This window comes from Bacillus sp. FSL P2-0069 (assembly GCF_038593315.1).
GTDB classification, from domain to species: Bacteria; Bacillota; Bacilli; order Bacillales; family Bacillaceae; genus Bacillus; species Bacillus safensis.
In genome coordinates, this window is record NZ_CP151984.1 from 936,450 (window position 1) to 958,043 (window position 21,594).

Here is a 21,594-nt window from a genome sequence, read left to right on the forward strand (position 1 = left end):
GGGCTTTTGCTTTTGAGTGCTGATTAAAAACCTAATTGAAGATCGACATCGATTGATACGATGGCATAGACACAAACAATGACAAAGATATTCAGTACGACACCGAGGAAACCTGGACCCGTACGGCCTTTTTTAATGAACAGTTCAATAATGCCAAATGGAACTGCGGCCATTGCAAAAGGAAGCATTTGAAAAGAATAAAATGTCACGTTGCTGATAATGGCGAGGTTTAGCATGAGCAGGGATAATATCGCTGTGCCGACAGAAATCCAGCCAAATACATTATGCTCTTTAAAAATTCTTACCAATTCCATAATTCCACCTCGCTCACTTTTGCCGTTTTAATGCGTTTTGTCTTTACAAATTTCTCAATCTCTTTTGAAGGCCCAGTGACCACAGAGCCATAAACCGTGACGCCATTTTGATCGATATAGCGTATACGATTAGACAGGTCAAGATCAGGTCTGCCAGAGATCGTTGTTGCCCATGTCGGGTGCTGATTAACATAAGCAAGGGCATCTTTGAATTGATCTACCTCAGTTTTTGATGTGTGCTGAAGCTCTTTTAAAAATTCAGAGTCCTTCCCAGGAAAGCCGATTGGCCGCTGATTTCCACTTAATGAATCCTCTGTTTTAATCGCATTCCACAGCACTTTCATATCGTATTTTTTAGCAAAGGAATAAACATCCTTTGGTGTGTAAGCTCTGTCATAGGATACATACACTTCACTTACTGTTCCTTCAGGAAGCTTGTCTAACGTAGTGAGTGTTTGTTTTTTTGAGGCATCTGCCTGCGCCGAAGGATGGGTAAAGAAACCCTCCGTTTCGCGTGCGCTGTCACCATAATAAGAGATGGTAGGCTGCTTTAATTTATCGAAAAACATCTCGATTTGTTCGCTGCCAATAGCTTCTGTTTTATTGCCAATTTGCTTTTGCAGCTTCAATTCGGTGTTCATCCCAAAAAGTTTGACCTGACCTTTTAAATCCTTCATATCAATGGCCACGTTTGGTTTGGTTAAAGCGACGGTGACAGCTGCTGTTTCCATGAAGTGATTGCCTTTGCTCTCGGCGCCGCCAACGCCGTAGTATAAATAACTTCCTAATGTACAAAGCGGTAAAATAATGAGTGTCGATATGACAGCAAGTACGGAAATACGTAAATATGACTTTCTTTTTCCGTATTGTAAAATGGCTTTTTGCTTCTCAGGACTGATGGAAAAATCTGTCCAATCTGAGTCGTTCAGTTCCTGGCTTAAGCGTTTTTCGTTTTCTTCAAGTTCTTCTTCAAACGCTATCATTTCTTCCTCATTCATCTCACCATTATTATATTGTTCCCATCGCTTGTTAAACTCTTCATTCATCATTAACACCTCTGTTGTAAAGTGCTTTTAGGCGCTGCCTTGCACGAAATAAAACACTTTTAAAATTTGCTTCAGTAATATTCATGACCTTGGATGCTTCCTTGTAATTTAGCTCTTTTAAATAATACAATGTCAACGCTTCCTTGTAGTTATCTGGAAGCTGCTCCAAATACATGGTGAGAACTTCCTTTATTTCAACCTGTTCAGCAGGGCTTTGTACAGACGTTTGTAAAAGACCGCCAATGAGGTCATCCGATATGGTCACTTCTTTTTTATGTTTCCTGACATAATCAATAAAAGCATTTCGTGCCACCTGAAATAACCAAGGTTTCACTTTGCTATGGTCGTAGGAATGAATATGTATATACGCACGCATAAAGGTTTCCTGCAATAAGTCTTCTGCCAAATGTTTGTCTTTTGTCATGGAGAGCAGAAACCTGTAAACATCGTTCATATACATTTGATAAATTTCATCGATCGTCACTGATTTTTCTCCCCTCTATGTTATACACGCATAAGAAAGGCATAAAGTTGCACGAAACTTCTCATTACCGTACATTACTCATTTCTTTCGCCGAATCAAAATCATTTCTCCTTATCATAGCGAAATTTGCATCATTTATAAAGTATTTTCAATAGAACAAATCAGGAAAAAACATCGAAAAACGACAAAATTGGACACAATTCCTATTCTATTCTCCCCTAAAACCTTGTGCTTGAATACAGTCAGAACGTTCATTTTAAACGAAAAAAATAGGGAGGATTGGACTGCGTACAAATTTTTAGTACCAGGTAATAAAAAATTTGTTATAATAGAGACAAATCCTTCATTCTTCAAACAAAGGAAGTGCACTATGTATAAATTTTCAGGCTATACCGTCAAATTATTATTTGGTCTCCGAGGTGGAATCAAAGTATATCAAAAAGAGAATCTGCCAACTGATCGGGGTTTTGTCATTGCTTGTACACATGAGGGTTTTGTGGATGTTCTTGCATTAGGCGCAGGAATTCTTCCGTTTGAGATCCACTACATGGCGAAAAAAGAATTGTTTGCAAATAAATGGATCGGTGGATTTTTAAAAAAGATTCATGCCTTTCCAGTTGATCGAGAGAATCCTGGGCCAAGCAGTATTAAAACGCCCATTAAATTATTAAAAGAGGGAAAGATCGTTGGGATTTTTCCAAGCGGCACACGTACTACAGAGGATGTTCCTTTAAAAAGAGGAGCGGTTACCATTGCGCAGCTCGGTAAAGCGCCAATTGTTCCAGCCGCATACAAAGGACCTTCAAATGCGAAAAGCCTTTTCAAAAAAGGGAAAATGCGCTTAATCATCGGTGAACCGATTGAGCTGTCTGAATTTGACCATCTGCCGCCAAAAGAAAGATTAGGTGCCATGACAGAAGTATTAAACACAAGAATCAAAGAGCTAGAAGCTCAATTAATGGAAAAGGCATAAGAAAAACGACCGCTTGCTTAGGCAAGGGTCGTTTTTTTCTTAAGAAGCGCCTTCTTCAGCTGCTTCTAATAATTGTTCATTTAACTTTTTTACTTCGATGTATGCCACATGGTGTCCATCGACTTCATTAATAATAAATTCATAGCCTTGTTCACGAATGGCGTCATTTTTCTCTACTTCATATTTCTGAGTAAGGAACCAGCCGCCGATTGTGTCGACCTCTTCATTATCAAGCTGTATACCTAATAGCAGGTTGACTTGATCAACAAGAACCTTGCCATCAAAGATGTAATGGTCTTCTCCAAGTTTACGCACTTCGTTGATTTCATCAATGTCGAACTCATCACGAATTTCACCAACGATTTCTTCAAGGATGTCTTCAACAGTGACAAGACCTGCTGTACCGCCATATTCATCTGATAAAATGGCCATGTGTACACGTTCACGCTGCATTTTGAGCAGTAAATCATGAACAGGAACCGTTTCAATCACGTGAATAATTGGATTTACAAACTTTTCGATCGTATCGCTTGTAGAGCACTCACCGCTAATGCAGGCAGTGAGAACCTCTTTAATGTTAAGAACACCGATAATGTTGTCTTTGTCGCCATCTTCAATTGGATAACGTGTATATTTCTCTACCTTTGTTACCTTCAGCATTTCCTCAATGGTAATATCATATGGGAAGCTGACAACTTCGGTACGAGGAATCATAATTTCTTTCGCCAGACGGTCATCAAATTCGAAAATTTTATTTACATATTTGAATTCAGACTGGTTAATCTCGCCGCTCTTATAGCTCTCTGATAAAATAATCCGCAATTCTTCCTCAGAGTGCGCCATGTCATGCTCAGATACTTGCTGAAGACCGAACGCTTTCGTTAACAAACGAGCAGATCCATTTAATACCCAAATGAACGGGAACATCACTTTATAAAAGATCATCAGTGGTCTAGCAAAAAGAAGGGATACTTGCTCAGCCTTTTGAATGGCGAGTGTTTTCGGTGCAAGTTCTCCAACGACAACGTGTAAAAACGTCATGATACTAAACGCAATAATAAAAGTGACAATAGAACTAGCTGATTGAGGAATGGACAGCTCTGCAAAGAGCGGCGCAAGCATATGCGCAATTGTTTCTTCCCCTAACCAACCAATACCAAGGGCGGTAATGGTAATACCAAGCTGACAGGCTGATAGGTACTCATCAAGATGAGTCGTTACATGCTTGACAGCAACTGCTGTTTTATTACCTTCTGCGATTAACTGATCAATTCTTGAGCTTCTTAAGCGAATGATCGCAAACTCTGATGCAACGAAAAACGCGGTTAAAGCTATAAGTAAAGCGACTATGAGTAAATTAACTATGTCCAATTAAGGCCTTCGTTCTGACTTTGAGAACGAAGGTAACACCTCCTGTTTAGTAAAAATTTTAACTTAACAGCAGTAAAAATGATTGGACAGCCGTCATTTTTTCAGGAGTAAGCTGCTCTTTTAGTTTTTCACGTTGTTCTGGCTGAAGCTGCTTACAACGTGCCAAAATGCGGTCCATATGCTCATTCATCCGATCGATATCAGAGGTTAAATGGACAAGTTCATCATGATCTTCCTTTTGAGAAGGGAATTGTTCATCTAATCTGGATTTGATGTCAGAAAGAGCCAATCTCTGCTGTTTGCAAAGAACGATTAATTGTAATCGTTTTAAAGCATATTCATCGTAATAACGATAATTTGAGCAAGATCTAACAGGCGCAAGCAAACCTAGATTTGTATAATAATCTACAGTTCGTTTCGTCACCTGTGCAATCTGTGCTAGTTCACCAATACGATACTTTTTCTCAGCCCCATCTGAACATCTCCTCCTAACCGTCACGTTATAGTTTATGAAAATAGTTTAATATAATTCTAGTCTGAAACACAAGTTAATTGTTCATATTTCCTGCCAATAAGAAGAAACAGAGGAGGATTTCCCTCAATTTAGTCAGTCATGTCAAAAACAGCATGATGATACAGGAATTTTCAGATTATTTATGGTAAGATAAAATGAATACCGTTTCATATATATGTAGAGAGGCGGAATTTTACGTGAACCGGAGGTGGTTAAGTGGGGCCCTCAATGTAGTCTTATTTAATCAGTTAACCGTTTTGCAAAACATAACATCATCAATCAGGAGGTGACTCCTTGTTCTTCTAAGAAAGAGCAAGGTTAAATGGACGATATTGTTAATCTGAGTATAGTCGGTGTTTTGATTGCTTTAACAGCTTTCTTTGTTGCATCTGAATTTGCCATAGTAAAGGTGAGAAGTTCAAGAATTAATCAGCTTGTTGCCGAAGGGTCCAAAAAGGCCATCATGGCGAAAAAGGTGACATCAAGGCTAGATGAATATTTGTCAGCCTGTCAGCTCGGTATTACAGTGACATCCCTTGGTTTAGGGTGGATTGGTAAGCCGGCTGTGAAAGAACTTTTGGTTCGAGGTTTTGGTTTGACAAACATTCCTGATTCAGCAATCAGCCTGATCTCAGCAACACTTGCGTTCTCTATTATTACCTTTTTGCATGTAGTTGTAGGTGAGCTTGCACCAAAAACGCTTGCCATTCAAAAGGCGGAAAAAATGACACTATGGCTGTCAGGCCCGCTGCATGCATTTTATATCCTTATGTTCCCTTTCATTTATGTGTTAAACGGGTCAGCACGTCTGCTAACTAAAATGATGGGCATCGATATGGGGTCTGAAAAAGAACATTCCCATTCTGAAGAGGAACTGAAGATTTTATTATCTGAGAGCTTAAAAAATGGGGAAATCAACCCATCAGAATATAATTATATGAACAAGATTTTCGATTTCGATAATCGAATTGCCAGAGAGATCATGGTACCGCGGCGAGAAATTTGTGCGATTCCAGAAGATATGCCGTTAGATGATATCCTCGCCATCATGACGCAGGAAAAGTATACACGTTTCCCTGTGTTTTCAGGAGATAAAGACCATGTCATTGGCATGCTGAACAAAAAGCAGCTCTTTGCAGATCTTGTGTATCAAGGTGAAAAAGATCAACTGAAAATTCAAGATTATATATATCCAGTGATTGAGGTTATCGACACGATTCCTATTCAAGAGCTTCTCGTCAAGATGCAGCGTGATAGAATGCATATGGCGATCTTAACTGACGAATATGGCGGAACGTCTGGACTTGTCACAACGGAGGATATTTTAGAAGAGATTGTCGGAGATATTCGAGATGAATTCGATGAAGATGAACAACCAGTGATTCAAAAAAGAGCCGATCATCATTATGTTTTAGATGGCAAAGTGAGATTAGATGAAGTTCAAGATTTGATCGAGATCTCTTATCATGATGAGGAAATTGATACAATCGGCGGACTCATCTTAAAAGAGAATATTGATATCAGAGAAGGACAATCCGTCTATCTTGATGATATTCGAATGAAAGTGCTGGAAATGGATGGACGCTACGTTAAAAAGATCGATTTGAAAAAAGGCGTCACATCGTCAGAAAAAGGCAGTGCACGCACTGGACTTGATATAAAGGAGCCGCTGTTAGTAAACGAAATGACCTTGAGCGAAAAATAAGCTCAAGGTTTTTTTAGGTATTTAGTCTCTTTTGTACGAATATATGTTCGGTATATAATGAGAACAAACGTTCGATAGAGGGGGATGGACATGCTTTGGTATGAAACAGCAAGTATCACGGAGAAAAAAACCTCAATGAAACGAATTGAGTTTCATTTAAAGAATTTCAAAAATTATCAAGCAGCAATCTTAAATATCGAAAGGCAGCTTGAAAAAAGAAGCCCGCATCATCTCGACCACATGACACGGAAAAAGTTAGAAGAGCAAAAAAATCAGTATGAACTCATCGTTGCTTGTATTGAAACGGCATTAAAAGAGTTGGACGAAATAGAGCAGCAGCTCATCGATTACAAATATTTTCGAGATTGGCGGATGGCAAAGTGTGCAATGGAAATTGGCTATAGTGAAAAAACACTCTTTTTGATGAAGCGCCAGCTGATGGATCAGCTGCTCATCAGCTTAGCCGCTATTACCAATATTTAAAGATGCTGTCCTATTTGATAAAACGCAGCAAAGAGACATAAAGACCCGATGATTGTGACCAATAAGTAGACAGCAAGTTGTCCAATTTGCCGCTCTTGCAGCATGGACGCAGCCTCTACACTAAATGTAGAGAAGGTTGTAAAACCACCGAAAAACCCAGTACCTATGATCATTAGCAGCGGATCACTGTCAGTCACTGCACCTGTCAGTAAACCTAAACCGGCAGCGCCGAGTAAGTTGATGAGAATAATACTATACGGAAAACGAGTATGAAACTTGGTTTTCTGAATCGATTGACTGAGGAAAAAACGAAGGGCACTGCCTATCCCGCCGGCAACAGCTGTATAAAATACAATCATTTATCTGCTTCCTTTCGGCTGCTCATCTTGTTGAAAGAGGCGCTGAGCGGTGATCAGTCCACATAAGGCAGCGCCCACTCCAGCAATCACTGAGAGTAGAATGTACATGATACTTGATGTGAACAGTCCATCCTGTAATAAGAGAACCGTTTCTTTAGAAAAAGTGGACATTGTCGTAAAACCACCGCAAAATCCTGTTCCGATCAAAGCAGCAAGATATTTTTTTCCTTTCCGAAACATAAAATACCCTGTTGAAAAGCCAAGAAGCAGACTGCCTGTCATGTTTTCAATCAGTGTTGCATAGGGGAATGTCTGGCTGACAACGGATTGGCTAAGTTCATATCTGCAAAGAGTACCAACCAATCCACCGATAAATACGGCGAGATATGCTTTCATTTACATCATTTCTCCTTTAGAAAAAATGGCGGGTGATCCGTCACCACTCCATCAATGTGGTATGTTTTCATCCTGTCGGCTGTTTTTTGATCTTTCACTGTCCATATAAAGACATCCATTCCAAATGAGTGGATGCGATCAATCCACCATCTGTTGATCATCGTTTTCTTCATATTAAGGCAATCCGCAAAGGAGCGGTACTCCGCTAATTTCCTTTTCGTCAGTTTAAAGGCAGAGGGTTTTATAATAAAAGCTGTTCGAAGAGAAGGGGCGTAAGCTTTGACTCTTTGAAGTGCATTGGCATCAAAAGATTGAACCATGATGTGACGGGAATAGGCAAACCGGTTGATGATGTCGACAACTGCCTTTTCAATCCCAATCTGCCGTTTTGGATGCTTGATCTCAATCAGTATCCCGACACGCTGACTGTATCTTTCAAGAATTTCTTGTAATGTGGGAATTCGTTCGTTGGCGTACTGAGAATGAAACCAGCTTCCTGCATCCAATTTCTTCAGCCGATCAAGTGTATAACCTTTCACTAAGCCGCTTCCGTTACTCGTCCGATCAACAGTATCATCATGGATGACGGCTACGTGCTGATCCATTGTCAACTGGACGTCTAACTCAATATAATCCGCACCCTGCTGAACAGCTAAATCAAATGCGGCGATTGTATTTTCTGGGGCAGCGCTTGAAGAACCTCTATGCGCGATAATATACACATGCTCCAGCTCCTGACATAAGTTCTGGTCTTATCATATCAAATTTTTGCTGTTTTTCCTTCTTTACTATATGGTACGAGGGAGAGCTGTATGTAATGGAACATGGCATATGGTGAGAAAGCATCGTGTATGAAAGGTGAAAAGTTGCAGGAATATCCCAAGCTCTTATTGAGTAAATCTGAACTACATCATTTTTTCTTCGATCAATTTTGTCCAAATCGTCAGCGTTCGTCAAAATATTAGTGCTTTCGTCATGTTGACTGAAAATTCTGATGTTTTATAATGATGAAAAGGAGGCGAGATGATTGGGTAAAGGGAGAATTAGAGTGGAAGAACGTATTAAGGCCGAAACGGATGCTGAAATGTTTAAAGCGACTCTCCTTGATCAGGCTCAGAAGAAAAAGTAGTTTGCTGCCCGTCGATATGTCTCTAGCCAAAATTTCATATTTGAACTTCATGCCTCGGGATCAGTCCCGAGGCTTTTTATGTAGAGGTCAGACATTTAAGAGAGGACATGAACGAAGGTTATATTATAAACTAGAGAGGATTGTTTTAAAGGAGAGAGACAGACATGTTTACACAAAAATGGATGGATACATATTTTACAGTAGATATTGCGATCCAAATTGGTATTAGCCTTTGTATTTTATTGCTTTTTTTATTGCTTCGGAAAGTATTTACGAAGTATTTATTTCAGCTTTTGTTTAGGCTGACGAATCGGTCTAAAACAGAGGTCATTAACCAAATTGTTGTGGCATTTGAAAAACCAGCCAGGCTGTTTTTCGTGGCACTTGGTTTATATTTTGCGTTAAGACAAGCGCCATACTTTGAGCATCATATGGATGTCATCATTAAATTGTATAGATCTTCTATTATATTGATGCTGACGTGGGGGCTTTGTAATTTAACCGCTGCATCTTCTTTCTTGTTTCAAAAGGTCAATTCGAAATTTGAATTAGATATGGATGATATTTTAGCACCATTTTTATCAAAGGTACTTCGCTTCATTATTATTGCACTGAGTATTAGTGTCATTGCACAAGAATTTAATTATGACGTAAATGGACTTGTGGCAGGTCTCGGTCTAGGTGGTCTAGCCTTTGCGCTCGCCGCTCAGGATACAGTGGCTAACTTTTTTGGAGGGATTGTCATCATTACAGAGAAGCCTTTTACGATGGGCGACTTTGTGGAGACACCAAGTGTTCTTGGGACTGTGGAGGACATTACATTTCGAAGTACAAGGTTTCGAACACCTGCTGAAGCCGTCGTGACCGTTCCGAATTCTACGCTTTCAAAGGAGCCAATCACAAACTGGACAAGAATGAATAAACGTCAGATTACGTTCTCTGTTCGCGTTTCTTACAATACACCAAAGGAAAACATTGATCAGTGTATTAAGCGTCTCAAACAGATGCTTCACGAGCATGATGGTGTGCATAAGGAGACGATTATGGTAAATCTCGATGTACTGGCAGACAGCTATTTGAACTTGTTTTTCAACTTTTACACAAACACGACAGCTTGGTCTGAAAACCTTGATATTAAGCAGGATATTAACTATCGCATCATAGATATTTTTCACGAGGAAGGCGTAGAATTTGCTTTCCCTGGTCAGGCTATTTATATGAAACAAAAAGGTGAGAAGCAGCTGGGTGAATAAAGGAGGAATGGTGAGTGGACCAAACAAAGGTGGATGTGTTAAGAGAGAAATTATCGCAGGCTTCACATATCACAGTACTCTCAGGTGCAGGTATGAGTACAGAATCGGGTATTCCTGATTTTAGATCAACGGGTGGTCTGTGGACAGAAGATACTTCCCGCATGGAGGCGATGAGCCGGTCCTACTTTTTATCAAACCCTCATCAATTCTGGCCAAAATTTAAAGAATTGTTTCAAATGAAAATGAGTGGAGAATATGAGCCAAATAGCGGGCATACCTTTTTAGCCAGCCTTGAGCAACAAGGGAAGCATGTGGATATTTTTACCCAAAATATTGACGGTCTTCATAAAAAGGCGGGAAGCCAGCATGTATATGAACTCCATGGCTCCATTCAAACGGCCACTTGTCCATCGTGTCAGGCGGTATATGATCTGCCTTATTTATTAAAAGAAGAGGTGCCGATCTGTCAAAGGGTTACCTCAGACGGCAGTACGTGTGGACGTGTGCTAAAGACAGATGTTGTCCTATTTGGCGATATGGTCAAACATTTAGACCAAGTGGAGACATCACTTCAGAAAACGGACATGCTCCTTGTCATGGGGACTTCCTTGGAGGTAGCGCCAGCAAGGTATATTCCAGAAGATGCAGCTCATGATCCTTCCATCTTCATGGTGATGATGAATTTGAGTGAAACAGAATTCGATCCGCTTTTTGATCTTGTCTTTCATGAGCGAATTGGCGATCTCGTGAAAGCTTTATAAATCATTAAAAAACCCGCATCCTAAAGGTGCGGGTTTTACTTTATTGCTGCAGCGGCTTCATTGTTTCATCAAGGACTTCAAATGTATAGCCCTTTGCCTTTAGCTGCGTAATTAAGCTGCTTAAGTATTTTGCCGTCGCCGGCTGATCATGCATTAAGATGATTTTTGGTTCTTTTGGATTTTTTGTCTCCAGCACTTGCAGCTGATTTAATACCTCTGGTACATATTTTGAGCTTTTATATTTCCAATCAAGACTGTCAATGGTCCAGTCCCAGTAGACAAAGCCTTTTTGTTTTAAACGTGCTTTTTGCTGATCGGTTAAATTTGGGGTGCTGCCATAAGGTGTTCTCACAAGATGGGTATACTCACCTGTGACAGAAGCCAAAATGCGCTGATCTTCCTTCATCTCGTTAACAGGAGAATCTTTTTTTTGATAAAAGCGTTTCACATCATGGGTGATGCCATGAAGCCCTAATTGATGACCTTCTTGATGGAGTCTTTTCACAGCTGCCGGGTGTTCTTTAATCTGCGGTCCGAGCATAAAGAATGTGGCTTTCACTTGATGCGCTTTTAGCACATCTAACAGCTGATTTGAAGTCGCTGATGGACCATCATCAAAGGTTAAAAAGATCGTTTGATCCGTTATATGTTTATCTGAATTGATCTTAAAATGTGCATCTAATGTTTTCCGAGAAGCATCTTTTGCTTTCATACTAGTGCTTGTGTCTCTAAATTGACTGCTCGCAGATAATTTCGCCGGCTGATCTGCTGCCTGCATATTGGTTTTGGACATATCCCAAATAAAAAAGAGGATCAGTGTCAGGAGGACAAAACCAATCGCCTTTGAGAGCAGCATTGTGTTTGAAGGTGTCTGTTTTTTTTTAACCCGTTGCATTACAATCGCTCCAATAAATCAAAAATTTGTGTCGAATCATGTAGTGGATTCTGTCTTTTTTCGCTGTTTTTTGTCGTGTTTATATGGAGTAAGTATACAGGAAAAAAGAGCCTATGAATATAGAAGATGCTAAAAAATTGGAATCTTTTTGGTTATCAATCTATATTTGTTACAATGAAAGGTTATCCATTTCATATGATGTGAAATAATTCTGAATAATCATTGAAACGAACCCATTTATCCGCTAAGATAGCATCAGATTCAACCATTATTGCAAAGCGAAGGGGAGATTCCATATGAAAATATTGTACAATGGAGATTTCATTGAAAAAAAGGATGCACATGTTGATATTGAGGACAGAGGCTATCAATTTGGTGACGGAGTCTATGAGGTCATCCGTGTATACAATGGTACTTTGTTTACGTTAAAGGAACATACAGAGCGTCTGTTCAAGAGTGCAAAGGAAATTGGCATTCATCTGCAAGGTACAGTATCAGATATGGAAGAAAAGTTACAACAGCTCGTCGCTCACAATCAATTAACAGATGGCGGTGTGTATATTCAAGTCACGCGGGGTGTCGCCCCTCGTAAGCATCAATATAGTGATTCTCTCACTCCTCAAATCACGGCATATACGTTCCAGGTGAAAAAGCCTGTTCAAGAGCAGGAAGCTGGGGCAAAGGCCATTTTATCTGAGGATCTTCGCTGGTTAAGGTGTGATATCAAAAGCTTAAACCTTTTATATAACATCATGGAAAAGCAGAAAGCATCTGAAGCTGGTGCGTTTGAAGCAATCCTTGTGAGAGACAGTTTTGTGACCGAGGGAACCTCCTCGAATGTATATGCCGTGATTGATGGCGTGATTCGTACTCACCCTGCAAACAATCTCATTTTAAACGGCATTACTCGTAGAAAGCTGCTGGAGGTATGTGAGGAAGAAGGGTGTACTGTTGAAGAAACTCGTATAAGCAAAGAAGAACTGCTGCGCGCTCAGGAAATTTTCATCAGCTCGACGACAGCTGAAGTCATTCCGATTGTTGAAATAGATGGCGAGCCAGTAGGGGAAGGCGTTCCGGGCAAGCTGACAAAGCGCGTACAGGAAGGCTTCCAGCAAAAAATTAACCATGAAAGTGAAGCATCGATCTCTTCATAAATAAAAAAAGGCTGTAAACTAATGTTTACAGCCTTTTGTGATGCATTTATTTCACAATAAGCACAGGTATATCTGATTTTGCTGATAACTTTTCACTCACACTGCCAAACAGCATTTTTTTCAATCTGCTTTGGTCACGTGCTCCCATGACGATGAGGTCTGCTGATATTTCCTCCGCATATTCGATAATCGCTTCCGCTGGTTCTCCCTCTACAATTTCAATGGCAGCCTCAAACTGCTCCTCATTTAAAAGCATTCTTGCTTCCGCAACGACCTCTTCTGTATGGTCTTCAAAAATCAAGGGACTTTGCTGTTCATCATGAGGTACATATACAGGGGGTGTTTGAAGATCTGCCGTACCGCCGCCGATATAAGCTCCGCCAGTCATTGGGCGCGGCACATCGAACACCTGTCTGTCTGTTTTGCCATCATGTGCATAGGTAACGGTCAGCTTGGCATGTAAGGTTTTAGCTAAAGCGATTGCCTTTTTTAATGCTTTCTTACTGTCTTCATGTCCATCAAACGCTACGACCATCCGATCAGCTTGAAACAATGTCCTCATTCCTTTCAAAAGGAGTCTTTACACTCATGGTATACCCGTTAATAGAAAAAGATACACATGAAGGAGAATGATTTTTGTTAGAAAATTTCATTTATTGAAAAATATTTATTGACAAAATAGTGACAGCCACTATAAGATAAAAAAAGATTCAAGAGCCAAAAGGAGGAAATGTCATGTGCAACATTGGAAGAATGAAATCAAACTGCATGAATGGGTTGATTCACGTGACAATTACACCTTCATTGGTCATGGAAAAGGAACTCGTCTGTTCCAATTGATCGGATGAATCAAGGCGTATGTTGCGTATTTGTCAACATGCGCCTTTTTACATGACGAAAAGAGGCGTACCAGCCAGCTGGTGGCCTCTTTTTTTGTTGAATTCATTTCGCATTTCGAAATAAAGGGATGAAAAACAACAAGTAAATGAAGAGGAGTGAAAGCATGTGAACATGCCAAAATCAAGACAAATGACAAAAGCTCAAAAAACGAAACAAGGTGACTTGCAGGAAAATTTAGAAAGCGGCTAGCTTGAAAAGGAGAGACAAACATGTTTTCAGTATTTGCGAAATTAGGCTGGTTCTTTAAACAAGAGTGGAGGCGTTATACGATTGCTATTACGCTTCTGCTCATTGTGAATGTGCTTGAAATGCTACCGCCAAGATACCTTGGCCAGGCAGTTGATGACATTCGTTCTGGTCAATTTACAACATCCAGTATTGTGTTTTATGTGACCATTTTTTGCTTACTAGGTGTCGTCGTCTATACACTTACATATTTTTGGATGTATCAGTTATTTGGCGGCGCAAATGTCATGGAGCGTGTGATGCGTGGGAAACTGATGCGCCACTTGCTTAAGATGACGCCTACCTTTTATGAAAAGAAAAAAACGGGCAACTTAATGGCATTAGGTACAAACGACTTGAATGCTGTGGCCTTAACAACAGGCTTTGGCGTTCTGACCTTGGTTGATTCCACTGCTTATATGCTGATGATCTTCTTTACGATGGGGCTGACGATTAGCTGGAAATTAACCTTAATGGCGATTATTCCTATGCCGCTGATGGCGCTCTTGATTGCGTTTTATGGAAGCAAAATCCATGAGCGCTTTACAGTCGCTCAAGATGCATTTGGTGATATGAACGATCGCGTTCTTGAATCAGTGGCAGGTGTCCGGGTCATTCGGTCTTTTGTGCAGGAGAAACAAGATGTCGAACGCTTTCGAGAAATGACAGATGATGTATTTCAAAAAAACATGCGAGTAGCGATCATTGATTCTTTGTTTGAGCCGACAGTGAAATTACTTGTGGGGATCAGCTATTTAATCGGAATCGGCTACGGAGCATACCTCGTGTTCCAAAGTGATTTAACCATTGGGGAGCTTGTTGCATTTAACGTCTATCTTGGCATGATGATCTGGCCAATGTTTGCGATCGGCGAATTGATTAATATTATGCAAAGAGGAAATGCGTCGTTAGACCGGTTAAATCATACACTCAGCTACAAGCCGGACGTAACAGATGCTGCTCAGCCGAAAACGTTACAAGAGCCTGGAGATATTGAGTTTGATCATGTGTCATTCAGATATCCAACCTCATCTAAAGATAATCTCATTGATGTGTCCTTTACCGTTCGAAAAGGGCAGACAATTGGGATTACAGGCAAAACGGGAAGCGGCAAAACGACCATTGTCAAACAGCTTCTGCGCCAGTACCCGGCAGGTGATGGGCAAATCTTGCTATCAGGTGTTCCAATCCAAAACATTGAATTAGATCAGTTATTTCAATGGATCGGATATGTACCGCAGGATCATATACTTTTCTCAAAAAGCGTGGAACAGAATATGCGCTTTGGTCATCGTGACGCGAAACAAGATGAGTTAGCACAAGCAATCAAAGATGCTTACTTTGAAAAGGATTTACGCCTTTTGCCAGAGGGTCTGGAAACCATGGTTGGGGAAAAAGGTGTGGCGCTGTCAGGCGGACAAAAACAGCGAATATCCATTGCACGTGCTTTATTAATTGATCCAGACATTTTAATTCTGGATGACTCATTATCTGCGGTAGATGCAAAAACAGAAACCGCTATTTTAGAAAATCTAAGACAAAACCGTCATGGCAAAACGACGTTTATTACAACTCATCGCCTATCAGCTGTTGAACATGCGGATCTCATTCTTGTCATGGAAGAAGGGCGCATTGTCCAAAAGGGCACCCACAACGAGCTCATCCAGCAGGATGGGTGGTACAAAGAACAATTTTTGCGTCAGCAGCTAACAAATCAGCTGGAAGGAGGGGATGAGGCATGACAACAGGAAGAAGACTCCTTGCCTACGCACTCCTATATAAGAAAGTGTTGTCTGTTGCCTTAATCTTTCTAATGATTGCAGTTGGTGCTGAGCTGACAGGGCCGTTTATTGGGAAGAAAATGATTGATGATCATATTTTAGGTGTAGAAAAACCGTATGTCGAGGTCAATGAAAAGACAGACAAAACCGTTTATTACCAGGGAAATAACTATATACGAAGCGATCGATTAAATAATGGAATGGATTCTGGAAAGCAAATCAATGTAGTGCAAGTCGGGTTCGGTTACTATTTTGTGAATGAGCCGATTCGTTTTGATGGAAACAGAAAAATATCGGGAGATCAGCTCACCATTGATAATGGGAACGAGCGTGAAACCTATGAGGTAAAGCGTTTATCAAAAGAGGAGATTTTCGCTTTTTATCAGCCGGAAATCAGTGGTTTGGTGCAGCTTGTTCTATTTTATCTAGGACTGCTCATCGTTGCAATTTTCTTTCAGTATGGGCAGCATTATTTGCTCCAGAGGATTGCAAATCGAATTATTCAAAAAATGAGGGTAGACGTATTTGAGCACATCCAAACGCTGCCGATCCGATATTTTGATAATTTACCGGCTGGAAAAGTTGTCGCGAGGATTACAAATGATACGGAAACCATTCGTGATTTATATGTAACAGTCCTTGCAAATTTCGTGACGAGTGCTATTTACATGATTGGGATTTACATTGCCATGTTTTTATTAAATGTGAAGCTGGCACTCATCTGTTTGGTCGCAGTACCGATTATTTTCCTATGGTCGATGACTTATAGAAAGTTTGCATCAGTGTACAATCACCGCATTCGTTCGATCATCAGTGAAATCAATGCCAAACTAAATGAAGCCATTCAAGGGATGACAATCATTCAAGCCTTTCGTCATGAAAAAGCGACGCAAGAGGAATTTGATGAGCTGAACAACAATCACTTTCGATATCAGCGAAAGATGCTGCATTTAAATTCACTTCTTTCACATAACTTGGTTAACCTGCTGCGAAATTTAGCATATGTGGCACTCATTTGGTATTTTGGCGGTGCGTCGCTAAGTGCGACAGGCATTGTGTCCATTGGTGTGCTCTATGCGTTTGTCGATTATTTAAATCGATTGTTCCAGCCGATTACAGGCATTGTGAATCAGTTCTCTAGGTTGGAATTAGCAAGGGTTTCATCAGAAAGGGTTTTCCGATTATTAGATGAACCAGGAACAGAAGTGGAAGAACCTGTTCAGAAGAAGCTGGAGGGACACGTTCAGTTCAAAGATGTCACCTTTGCTTATAATGAAGGGAAAAATGTCTTAAAGAACATTACGTTTGAAGCGAAGAAAGGTCAAACGGTTGCACTTGTGGGGCATACTGGTTCTGGGAAAAGCTCGATCATGAACTTGCTGCTGCGTTTTTATGACATTCAGCAAGGAGACATTCTCATAGATGGCGAAAGCATTTATGATCAGTCGCGCCAAACGCTCCGTAAACAAACGGGCATTGTGCTGCAAGACCCATATTTATTTTCTGGAACGATTGCTTCCAATGTGAGCTTAGGAAATGAAGACATCAAAAGAGAAACGATTGAATCCTCATTAAAGCAAGTAGGTGCCGCAGAGTTATTGAAGCATTTGCCAGAAGGCTTTGATGAACCAGTCGTTGAAAAGGGAAGCACCCTTTCCTCAGGGGAACGTCAGTTGATTTCATTTGCGCGCGCATTGGCGTACGATCCAGCAATTTTAATTTTAGATGAAGCCACCGCGAACATTGATACAGAAACAGAAGCGATCATTCAGCGGGCGCTTGATGTAGTGAAAGAAGGACGAACGACTTTTGTGATCGCTCACCGATTATCCACTATTAAAAAAGCCGATATGATCTTGGTGTTAGAAAAAGGTGAAATCGTCGAGCGTGGCAGTCATGAACAACTCATGCAGCAAGAAGGGCTGTATGCACAAATGTATGAACTGCAAAAAGGTGCTGTTGCAAACAGCTGATGAATAGTAGAAAAAAAGAGCCTCATTCAATTGGAAGAGGCTCTTTCCTTTGCATGAAAAAGTCGAGGGTTCTGTCCTCGACTTTTACTGGTTATATTGTTTGGACAGGCATCATCATCAATAAGCGATGCCGACGCGTTGATGTACAAACTCCTTCGAATTTAACTGCTGATATAAAAAGTGTGCGGTATCTTCAACTGAAATTTTCTTTCCATCTATAGGGAGAAAATCTTTCTCATAGCGATATGACCGTGTCACTTCTCCATCTGGTAAATAGGTTGGACAAATAATGGTCCAATCTAGATCAGTCGATTGAAGGATTTCAAACGCTTTCGCATGCTCTTTAGCTGCTCGGGAAGTGGTCCGTCTTGATTCATTTGTTTCAAAACGGTAGAGCTCCGGCTGCTGCCTTGCTTTTAAAATACCAGCTGTACCAATTGTAATAATTCTTGATGTATTCGTTTGCTTCATGGCTTGTACGGTATGCTCCATTGAAACAGATAATGTATCATCACCATCTGTTGATAGACAGCTCACAACAATATCTGCTCCTTTGATTGTCTCAAGCACATCTTCTCGATTTCTTGAATTGCCGGTGACTTGAAACATACCCGCAAGCATTTCTTCTCGGTTTGTCCGAATCAATGAACGAACCATGTAACGCTCATCTACTTGAACGAAACGAAGAAATGCTTGTCCTACACGTCCATGAGCACCGAAAAGAGCTATTTTCATCTGTTCGATCCCTCCACTACATACTATAAGTGAAAAGAACCCAAATTGGTACAACTTTTATGTGATGCTTTTTTTATAAAGATGAAAGGACCGAATACTATGAGCATATTCACATAATAGAGAGATCCCTACAAATTGTAAAAGTTCAAAGTTCATACCAGAAAAAATGTCCATGAAGATCCGCTCCTTTCTACTACATGATATGAGCTGAAAGGAGTTTGGTGAGGGATAAAAACAAAAAAAGAAGACACCATAAGAGGTGCCTTCTATGATCCAGATATGAAATTAAGCTTTTGTTCCGCCAAGGTTTTGTTGAGCGAAAGACACAAGACGTTTTGTAATTTCTCCACCAACTGAACCGTTAGCACGAGATGTTGTTTCTGCTCCAAGATTTACACCAAATTCAGAAGCGATTTCGTATTTCATTTGATCGATCGCTTGCTCTGCTCCAGGAACTAGTAATTGGTTTGAACTATTAGAATTAGCCATGATGTGATTCTCCTTTTTGTATATGATTTGTTTTTTTGGTTGGGTTTGCTGGAATCGCACCAGCGAAATGATCAAGTCATTTGCCACTTGGCGAAACCCAATGCAGTAACTGCTTTGTACTAAGTATTATGGTTATTTCCGAAAAAAACATACGAAAAAAGAACATGGTAAATGTTGTGTTAACATACAAAAAACCATCACCCAATGATGAGTGATGGCGCTGCTTATATATCTTTTTATTCTGCTGAGCGAATGCGCAGCTCCGTATCCGAATCAAAGAAATGGGCTTTGTTCATATTAATCGCAAGAGGGATAGACTGTCCGGCCTGTACATCGGTACGAGAATCAACACGTGCAATAAACGATTGACCATCGATAGAAGAATAAAGCATCGTTTCTGCCCCCATTAATTCAGCTACTTCTACGTCAGCATGAATTTTTGTGCCTTCAGACGCCTCTATAAATACTGGTTCATCGTGAAAATCTTCTGGTCTGATGCCTAAAATGACATCCTTTCCAATATAGCCTTGGCTGCGTAATACTTTCATTTTTCCTTCTGGTACACGAATATGAGTTTTTCCAACCGCAATGGCACCGTCAGAGAGCTTTCCTGTAAAAAAGTTCATCGCAGGTGAGCCAATAAATCCACCTACAAACACATTCTCTGGGTTTTCATATACATCTTTCGGCGCTCCTACCTGCTGAATAAAACCATCTTTCATGACAACAAGGCGTGTTGCCATTGTCATGGCTTCAGTCTGATCATGTGTCACATAGATAAATGTTGTTTGCAGACGCTGATGAAGCTTAGAAATTTCAGCACGCATCTGAACACGGAGTTTTGCATCTAAATTAGAAAGCGGCTCATCCAAAAGGAAAACCTTTGCATCACGTACAATCGCTCTGCCAAGTGCAACACGCTGTCTTTGACCGCCAGACAGTGCTTTTGGTTTTCTGTCTAAATATTGCTCAAGCCCTAATATTTTAGCGGCATTTCGAACCCGCTCATCAATTTCTGCTTTTGGAAACTTCCGAAGCTTTAATCCAAAAGCCATATTATCGTACACATTCATATGAGGATATAATGCATAGTTTTGGAAAACCATTGCGATATCCCTGTCTTTCGGCGCTACATCATTCATCCGTTTTCCATCTAACAGAAAGTCTCCTTGTGATATTTCTTCTAGACCTGCAATCATGCGAAGGGTTGTTGATTTTCCGCAGCCTGATGGACCAACAAACACAATAAATTCTTTATCTTCTATATGTAGATTAAAGTTGTCTACTGCTGTTACCTTGTTATCGTATACTTTATAAATTTGATTGAGCATCATTTCAGCCATTAGATGTCAGCCTCCCCAGTCCCTCTTTTTTTGAAAGCGCTTTACTAGTAAATAAAGTGTATAAAATGAGGAAGAGTCTGTAAATGGACAACGTGCACAACATCCTATTTTCATTTTTGGGCAGGGTGCTCATGTCTTCATTCTTTATGAAAGATCGAGTAGAGTCATCATCAAATAAGCAGCGGATGCTTCTGGAAAATGTCGTATATCTAGCCCAGTGCGCTCAATAAATTTATCAATTCGATATTGAAGACTGTTTCTGTGAACATATAACGCTTTTGCTGCTTTGGATGCGTTTAAATTACATTGCATATAGGTCATGAGGGTTCGGTAAACATCCCGGTCAAAGACCGCTTCTTTAAAAGCATCTGAAATAGCATGAGAGAGTGCGGATGCATCATAACAAATGAACGAAGGCAGGCATTGATAAAATGTAGCAGCCCCTGATCTAAGCTTTTCTCGCTGCATATGGTATAAAAATAGCTGTTGTTCATTTAATAACCTCATCTGTAAATGGTCATTTGGCAAATGCAGCTGTCCTTGTATAAAGACTGAGTCTGTTAAAAAATCACTTGTAATAGCCAGAGACAAATCATTTAACTGATCTAATTGACTGTTTTCTGATGTGGCATTTGGTTGAATCAGCATAGCTGTTTCAGGGCCTGTCCATATGAAATGAGTATGTTCGAGGCTGTTATTCACAGCCTCTTTTATTTGCTGTCTTTGTTCTTCTTGATGGATCATTTGAAAATAATAAACACGGACGGGATGTTGAACAGTTAGTGGTTTGTTTTCAAAAAGATAGCTGAACCATTTTTGTTCATCCTCGGTCTGCGCTTTTTGAAATAGATCAATTGGTGTAAGAAAAGAGTTGAGAAGAAGTGTTTCTCTTTCTGAAAGCTCCGATTTGTTTACTCCAAATATTTCACCTTCGTCTGTTTGATACCAAAGAATTTGTTTGTCATGAGTAGGTGTGCTGATGATATGGTCTCCGTAAACAAGTTTTAATTTTTCTAACATGGCGGGGCTCCTTAAACAGTTTAATCATAGACATGGAACAGCATTAATTCGTGGATTTCTTCTTTTAAAGTTGGTTCTACTTCATGGGGCGGAAGCTGAGAGCCCCATTCAATGTCACCTGTTTTGTGGTAGATGCCTTCATAGTGTGCACCATTGTGGAAAAAGGATATTTTCCAGCCTGGCAATTGTGCTTTCTTAAAAAGGGGTTTCCATTGAAAATGAGAAATCATATCATCATTGCCTCCTTGCTTTTATTGATGAAACAATAAACAAACACGACAACACGGAAAC

24 protein-coding genes are annotated in these 21,594 nt (G+C 40.2%); 9 read left to right on the top strand and 15 right to left on the bottom strand.

Annotated elements, in window-relative coordinates; all coding sequences use genetic code 11:
- Window positions 1-23: 23 nt before the first annotated feature.
- The 3 genes from NSQ34_RS04690 to NSQ34_RS04700 are packed head-to-tail and all read right to left on the bottom strand — an operon-like array spanning window position 24 to window position 1,844.
- Complete coding sequence (locus NSQ34_RS04690; RefSeq protein ID WP_024425288.1) at window positions 24-314, bottom strand: hypothetical protein; 291 nt, start codon at window positions 312-314, stop codon at window positions 24-26.
- Entirely contained in the window at window positions 302-1,360 is a 1,059-nt protein-coding gene (locus NSQ34_RS04695) for an anti-sigma factor (protein ID WP_046310389.1), read from the bottom strand. Before NSQ34_RS04695 ends, NSQ34_RS04690 begins: the two co-directional genes overlap by 13 nt.
- Window positions 1,353-1,844 (bottom strand): sigma-70 family RNA polymerase sigma factor, encoded by a 492-nt coding sequence (locus NSQ34_RS04700; protein WP_024425287.1) that lies wholly within the window; start codon window positions 1,842-1,844, stop codon window positions 1,353-1,355. The genes NSQ34_RS04695 and NSQ34_RS04700 overlap by 8 nt, the downstream gene beginning before the upstream one ends.
- Window positions 1,845-2,214: 370 nt before the next feature.
- Here NSQ34_RS04700 and NSQ34_RS04705 point away from each other — a divergent pair, with 370 nt between their 5' ends.
- Window positions 2,215-2,817, top strand: a complete 603-nt coding sequence (locus tag NSQ34_RS04705) for a 1-acyl-sn-glycerol-3-phosphate acyltransferase (protein ID WP_024425286.1) — start codon at window positions 2,215-2,217, stop codon at window positions 2,815-2,817.
- 39 nt (window positions 2,818-2,856) lie between these two features.
- Here the strand turns inward: NSQ34_RS04705 and NSQ34_RS04710 are convergent, their stop codons facing one another.
- Both NSQ34_RS04710 and NSQ34_RS04715 read right to left on the bottom strand, forming a co-directional pair.
- On the bottom strand, window positions 2,857-4,188 hold the full coding sequence (locus NSQ34_RS04710; protein WP_034282244.1) for a hemolysin family protein: 1,332 nt from the start codon (window positions 4,186-4,188) through the stop codon (window positions 2,857-2,859).
- A gap of 58 nt (window positions 4,189-4,246) precedes the next feature.
- On the bottom strand, window positions 4,247-4,687 hold the full coding sequence (locus tag NSQ34_RS04715; protein WP_034667702.1) for a MerR family transcriptional regulator: 441 nt from the start codon (window positions 4,685-4,687) through the stop codon (window positions 4,247-4,249).
- 337 nt (window positions 4,688-5,024) lie between these two features.
- Between NSQ34_RS04715 and NSQ34_RS04720 the strand changes: the two genes are divergently transcribed.
- Both NSQ34_RS04720 and NSQ34_RS04725 read left to right on the top strand, forming a co-directional pair.
- Complete coding sequence (locus NSQ34_RS04720; protein ID WP_024425731.1) at window positions 5,025-6,407, top strand: hemolysin family protein; 1,383 nt, start codon at window positions 5,025-5,027, stop codon at window positions 6,405-6,407.
- Window positions 6,408-6,497: 90 nt separating this feature from the next.
- A complete protein-coding gene (locus NSQ34_RS04725; protein WP_024425732.1) occupies window positions 6,498-6,890 on the top strand; it encodes a hypothetical protein in 393 nt (130 codons plus the stop codon).
- Here NSQ34_RS04725 and crcB (NSQ34_RS04730) read toward each other — a convergent pair.
- From crcB (NSQ34_RS04730) to NSQ34_RS04740, 3 genes are read right to left on the bottom strand one after another with little or no spacing between them, the layout of a single operon-like run.
- Window positions 6,887-7,249 (bottom strand): fluoride efflux transporter CrcB, encoded by a 363-nt coding sequence (crcB, locus tag NSQ34_RS04730; RefSeq protein WP_087976965.1) that lies wholly within the window; start codon window positions 7,247-7,249, stop codon window positions 6,887-6,889. The two genes, NSQ34_RS04725 and crcB (NSQ34_RS04730), sit on opposite strands and share 4 nt — an antisense overlap.
- Window positions 7,250-7,645: a fluoride efflux transporter CrcB gene (gene crcB, locus NSQ34_RS04735; RefSeq protein WP_024425734.1), complete on the bottom strand. Its 396-nt coding sequence runs from the start codon at window positions 7,643-7,645 to the stop codon at window positions 7,250-7,252.
- Window positions 7,646-7,650: 5 nt separating this feature from the next.
- Entirely contained in the window at window positions 7,651-8,367 is a 717-nt protein-coding gene (locus NSQ34_RS04740) for a glycerophosphodiester phosphodiesterase family protein (RefSeq protein ID WP_252050306.1), read from the bottom strand.
- A gap of 305 nt (window positions 8,368-8,672) precedes the next feature.
- On the opposite strand from NSQ34_RS04740, the gene NSQ34_RS04745 reads away from it, so the two are divergent.
- From NSQ34_RS04745 to NSQ34_RS04755, 3 genes are all read left to right on the top strand, one after another.
- On the top strand, window positions 8,673-8,774 hold the full coding sequence (locus NSQ34_RS04745; protein ID WP_017360338.1) for a YhdX family protein: 102 nt from the start codon (window positions 8,673-8,675) through the stop codon (window positions 8,772-8,774).
- 164 nt (window positions 8,775-8,938) lie between these two features.
- A complete protein-coding gene (locus NSQ34_RS04750; protein WP_024425736.1) occupies window positions 8,939-10,027 on the top strand; it encodes a mechanosensitive ion channel family protein in 1,089 nt (362 codons plus the stop codon).
- Window positions 10,028-10,041: 14 nt separating this feature from the next.
- Window positions 10,042-10,788 (top strand): NAD-dependent protein deacylase, encoded by a 747-nt coding sequence (locus tag NSQ34_RS04755; RefSeq protein WP_087975654.1) that lies wholly within the window; start codon window positions 10,042-10,044, stop codon window positions 10,786-10,788.
- 40 nt (window positions 10,789-10,828) lie between these two features.
- On the opposite strand, the gene NSQ34_RS04760 is transcribed toward NSQ34_RS04755, so the two are convergent.
- Entirely contained in the window at window positions 10,829-11,683 is an 855-nt protein-coding gene (locus tag NSQ34_RS04760; RefSeq protein WP_025093322.1) for a polysaccharide deacetylase family protein, read from the bottom strand.
- Between the two features lie 296 nt (window positions 11,684-11,979).
- Here NSQ34_RS04760 and dat point away from each other — a divergent pair, with 296 nt between their 5' ends.
- On the top strand, window positions 11,980-12,837 hold the full coding sequence (gene dat / locus NSQ34_RS04765) for a D-amino-acid transaminase (RefSeq protein WP_268456288.1): 858 nt from the start codon (window positions 11,980-11,982) through the stop codon (window positions 12,835-12,837).
- Window positions 12,838-12,883: 46 nt separating this feature from the next.
- On the opposite strand, the gene NSQ34_RS04770 is transcribed toward dat, so the two are convergent.
- Window positions 12,884-13,390 (bottom strand): universal stress protein, encoded by a 507-nt coding sequence (locus tag NSQ34_RS04770; RefSeq protein ID WP_025093324.1) that lies wholly within the window; start codon window positions 13,388-13,390, stop codon window positions 12,884-12,886.
- A 556-nt stretch (window positions 13,391-13,946) separates the two neighbouring features.
- Here NSQ34_RS04770 and NSQ34_RS04775 point away from each other — a divergent pair.
- Both NSQ34_RS04775 and NSQ34_RS04780 read left to right on the top strand, forming a co-directional pair.
- Window positions 13,947-15,704 (top strand): ABC transporter transmembrane domain-containing protein, encoded by a 1,758-nt coding sequence (locus tag NSQ34_RS04775; RefSeq protein WP_268456287.1) that lies wholly within the window; start codon window positions 13,947-13,949, stop codon window positions 15,702-15,704.
- Window positions 15,701-17,716 (top strand): ABC transporter ATP-binding protein, encoded by a 2,016-nt coding sequence (locus tag NSQ34_RS04780; protein WP_268456286.1) that lies wholly within the window; start codon window positions 15,701-15,703, stop codon window positions 17,714-17,716. The genes NSQ34_RS04775 and NSQ34_RS04780 overlap by 4 nt, the downstream gene beginning before the upstream one ends.
- A gap of 117 nt (window positions 17,717-17,833) precedes the next feature.
- Here the strand turns inward: NSQ34_RS04780 and NSQ34_RS04785 are convergent, their stop codons facing one another.
- From NSQ34_RS04785 to NSQ34_RS04805, 5 genes are all read right to left on the bottom strand, one after another.
- Entirely contained in the window at window positions 17,834-18,451 is a 618-nt protein-coding gene (locus NSQ34_RS04785) for an NAD(P)H-binding protein (protein WP_268456285.1), read from the bottom strand.
- A gap of 285 nt (window positions 18,452-18,736) precedes the next feature.
- On the bottom strand, window positions 18,737-18,940 hold the full coding sequence (locus NSQ34_RS04790; RefSeq protein WP_024425744.1) for an alpha/beta-type small acid-soluble spore protein: 204 nt from the start codon (window positions 18,938-18,940) through the stop codon (window positions 18,737-18,739).
- Between the two features lie 236 nt (window positions 18,941-19,176).
- On the bottom strand, window positions 19,177-20,283 hold the full coding sequence (gene ugpC / locus NSQ34_RS04795) for a sn-glycerol-3-phosphate ABC transporter ATP-binding protein UgpC (RefSeq protein WP_024425745.1): 1,107 nt from the start codon (window positions 20,281-20,283) through the stop codon (window positions 19,177-19,179).
- A gap of 144 nt (window positions 20,284-20,427) precedes the next feature.
- Complete coding sequence (locus tag NSQ34_RS04800) at window positions 20,428-21,303, bottom strand: helix-turn-helix domain-containing protein (protein WP_024426580.1); 876 nt, start codon at window positions 21,301-21,303, stop codon at window positions 20,428-20,430.
- A 20-nt stretch (window positions 21,304-21,323) separates the two neighbouring features.
- Entirely contained in the window at window positions 21,324-21,533 is a 210-nt protein-coding gene (locus tag NSQ34_RS04805; RefSeq protein WP_003211787.1) for a YheE family protein, read from the bottom strand.
- Between the last annotated feature and the right edge of the window lie 61 nt (window positions 21,534-21,594).

What these genes read in the sequence shown, in the direction of transcription:
- NSQ34_RS04805 (WP_003211787.1), bottom strand. Translation starts at nt 21,533, where the DNA reads ATGATTTCTCATTTTCAATGGAAACCCCTTTTTAAGAAAGCACAATTG.
- NSQ34_RS04725 (WP_024425732.1), top strand. Translation starts at nt 6,498, where the DNA reads ATGCTTTGGTATGAAACAGCAAGTATCACGGAGAAAAAAACCTCAATG.
- NSQ34_RS04750 (WP_024425736.1), top strand. Translation starts at nt 8,939, where the DNA reads ATGTTTACACAAAAATGGATGGATACATATTTTACAGTAGATATTGCG.
- NSQ34_RS04705 (WP_024425286.1), top strand. Translation starts at nt 2,215, where the DNA reads ATGTATAAATTTTCAGGCTATACCGTCAAATTATTATTTGGTCTCCGA.
- crcB (WP_024425734.1), bottom strand. Translation starts at nt 7,645, where the DNA reads ATGAAAGCATATCTCGCCGTATTTATCGGTGGATTGGTTGGTACTCTT.
- NSQ34_RS04760 (WP_025093322.1), bottom strand. Translation starts at nt 11,683, where the DNA reads ATGCAACGGGTTAAAAAAAAACAGACACCTTCAAACACAATGCTGCTC.
- NSQ34_RS04695 (WP_046310389.1), bottom strand. Translation starts at nt 1,360, where the DNA reads ATGAATGAAGAGTTTAACAAGCGATGGGAACAATATAATAATGGTGAG.
- NSQ34_RS04780 (WP_268456286.1), top strand. Translation starts at nt 15,701, where the DNA reads ATGACAACAGGAAGAAGACTCCTTGCCTACGCACTCCTATATAAGAAA.
- NSQ34_RS04800 (WP_024426580.1), bottom strand. Translation starts at nt 21,303, where the DNA reads ATGTTAGAAAAATTAAAACTTGTTTACGGAGACCATATCATCAGCACA.
- NSQ34_RS04690 (WP_024425288.1), bottom strand. Translation starts at nt 314, where the DNA reads ATGGAATTGGTAAGAATTTTTAAAGAGCATAATGTATTTGGCTGGATT.
- crcB (WP_087976965.1), bottom strand. Translation starts at nt 7,249, where the DNA reads ATGATTGTATTTTATACAGCTGTTGCCGGCGGGATAGGCAGTGCCCTT.
- ugpC (WP_024425745.1), bottom strand. Translation starts at nt 20,283, where the DNA reads ATGGCTGAAATGATGCTCAATCAAATTTATAAAGTATACGATAACAAG.
- NSQ34_RS04785 (WP_268456285.1), bottom strand. Translation starts at nt 18,451, where the DNA reads ATGAAAATAGCTCTTTTCGGTGCTCATGGACGTGTAGGACAAGCATTT.
- dat (WP_268456288.1), top strand. Translation starts at nt 11,980, where the DNA reads ATGAAAATATTGTACAATGGAGATTTCATTGAAAAAAAGGATGCACAT.
- NSQ34_RS04720 (WP_024425731.1), top strand. Translation starts at nt 5,025, where the DNA reads ATGGACGATATTGTTAATCTGAGTATAGTCGGTGTTTTGATTGCTTTA.
- NSQ34_RS04775 (WP_268456287.1), top strand. Translation starts at nt 13,947, where the DNA reads ATGTTTTCAGTATTTGCGAAATTAGGCTGGTTCTTTAAACAAGAGTGG.
- NSQ34_RS04790 (WP_024425744.1), bottom strand. Translation starts at nt 18,940, where the DNA reads ATGGCTAATTCTAATAGTTCAAACCAATTACTAGTTCCTGGAGCAGAG.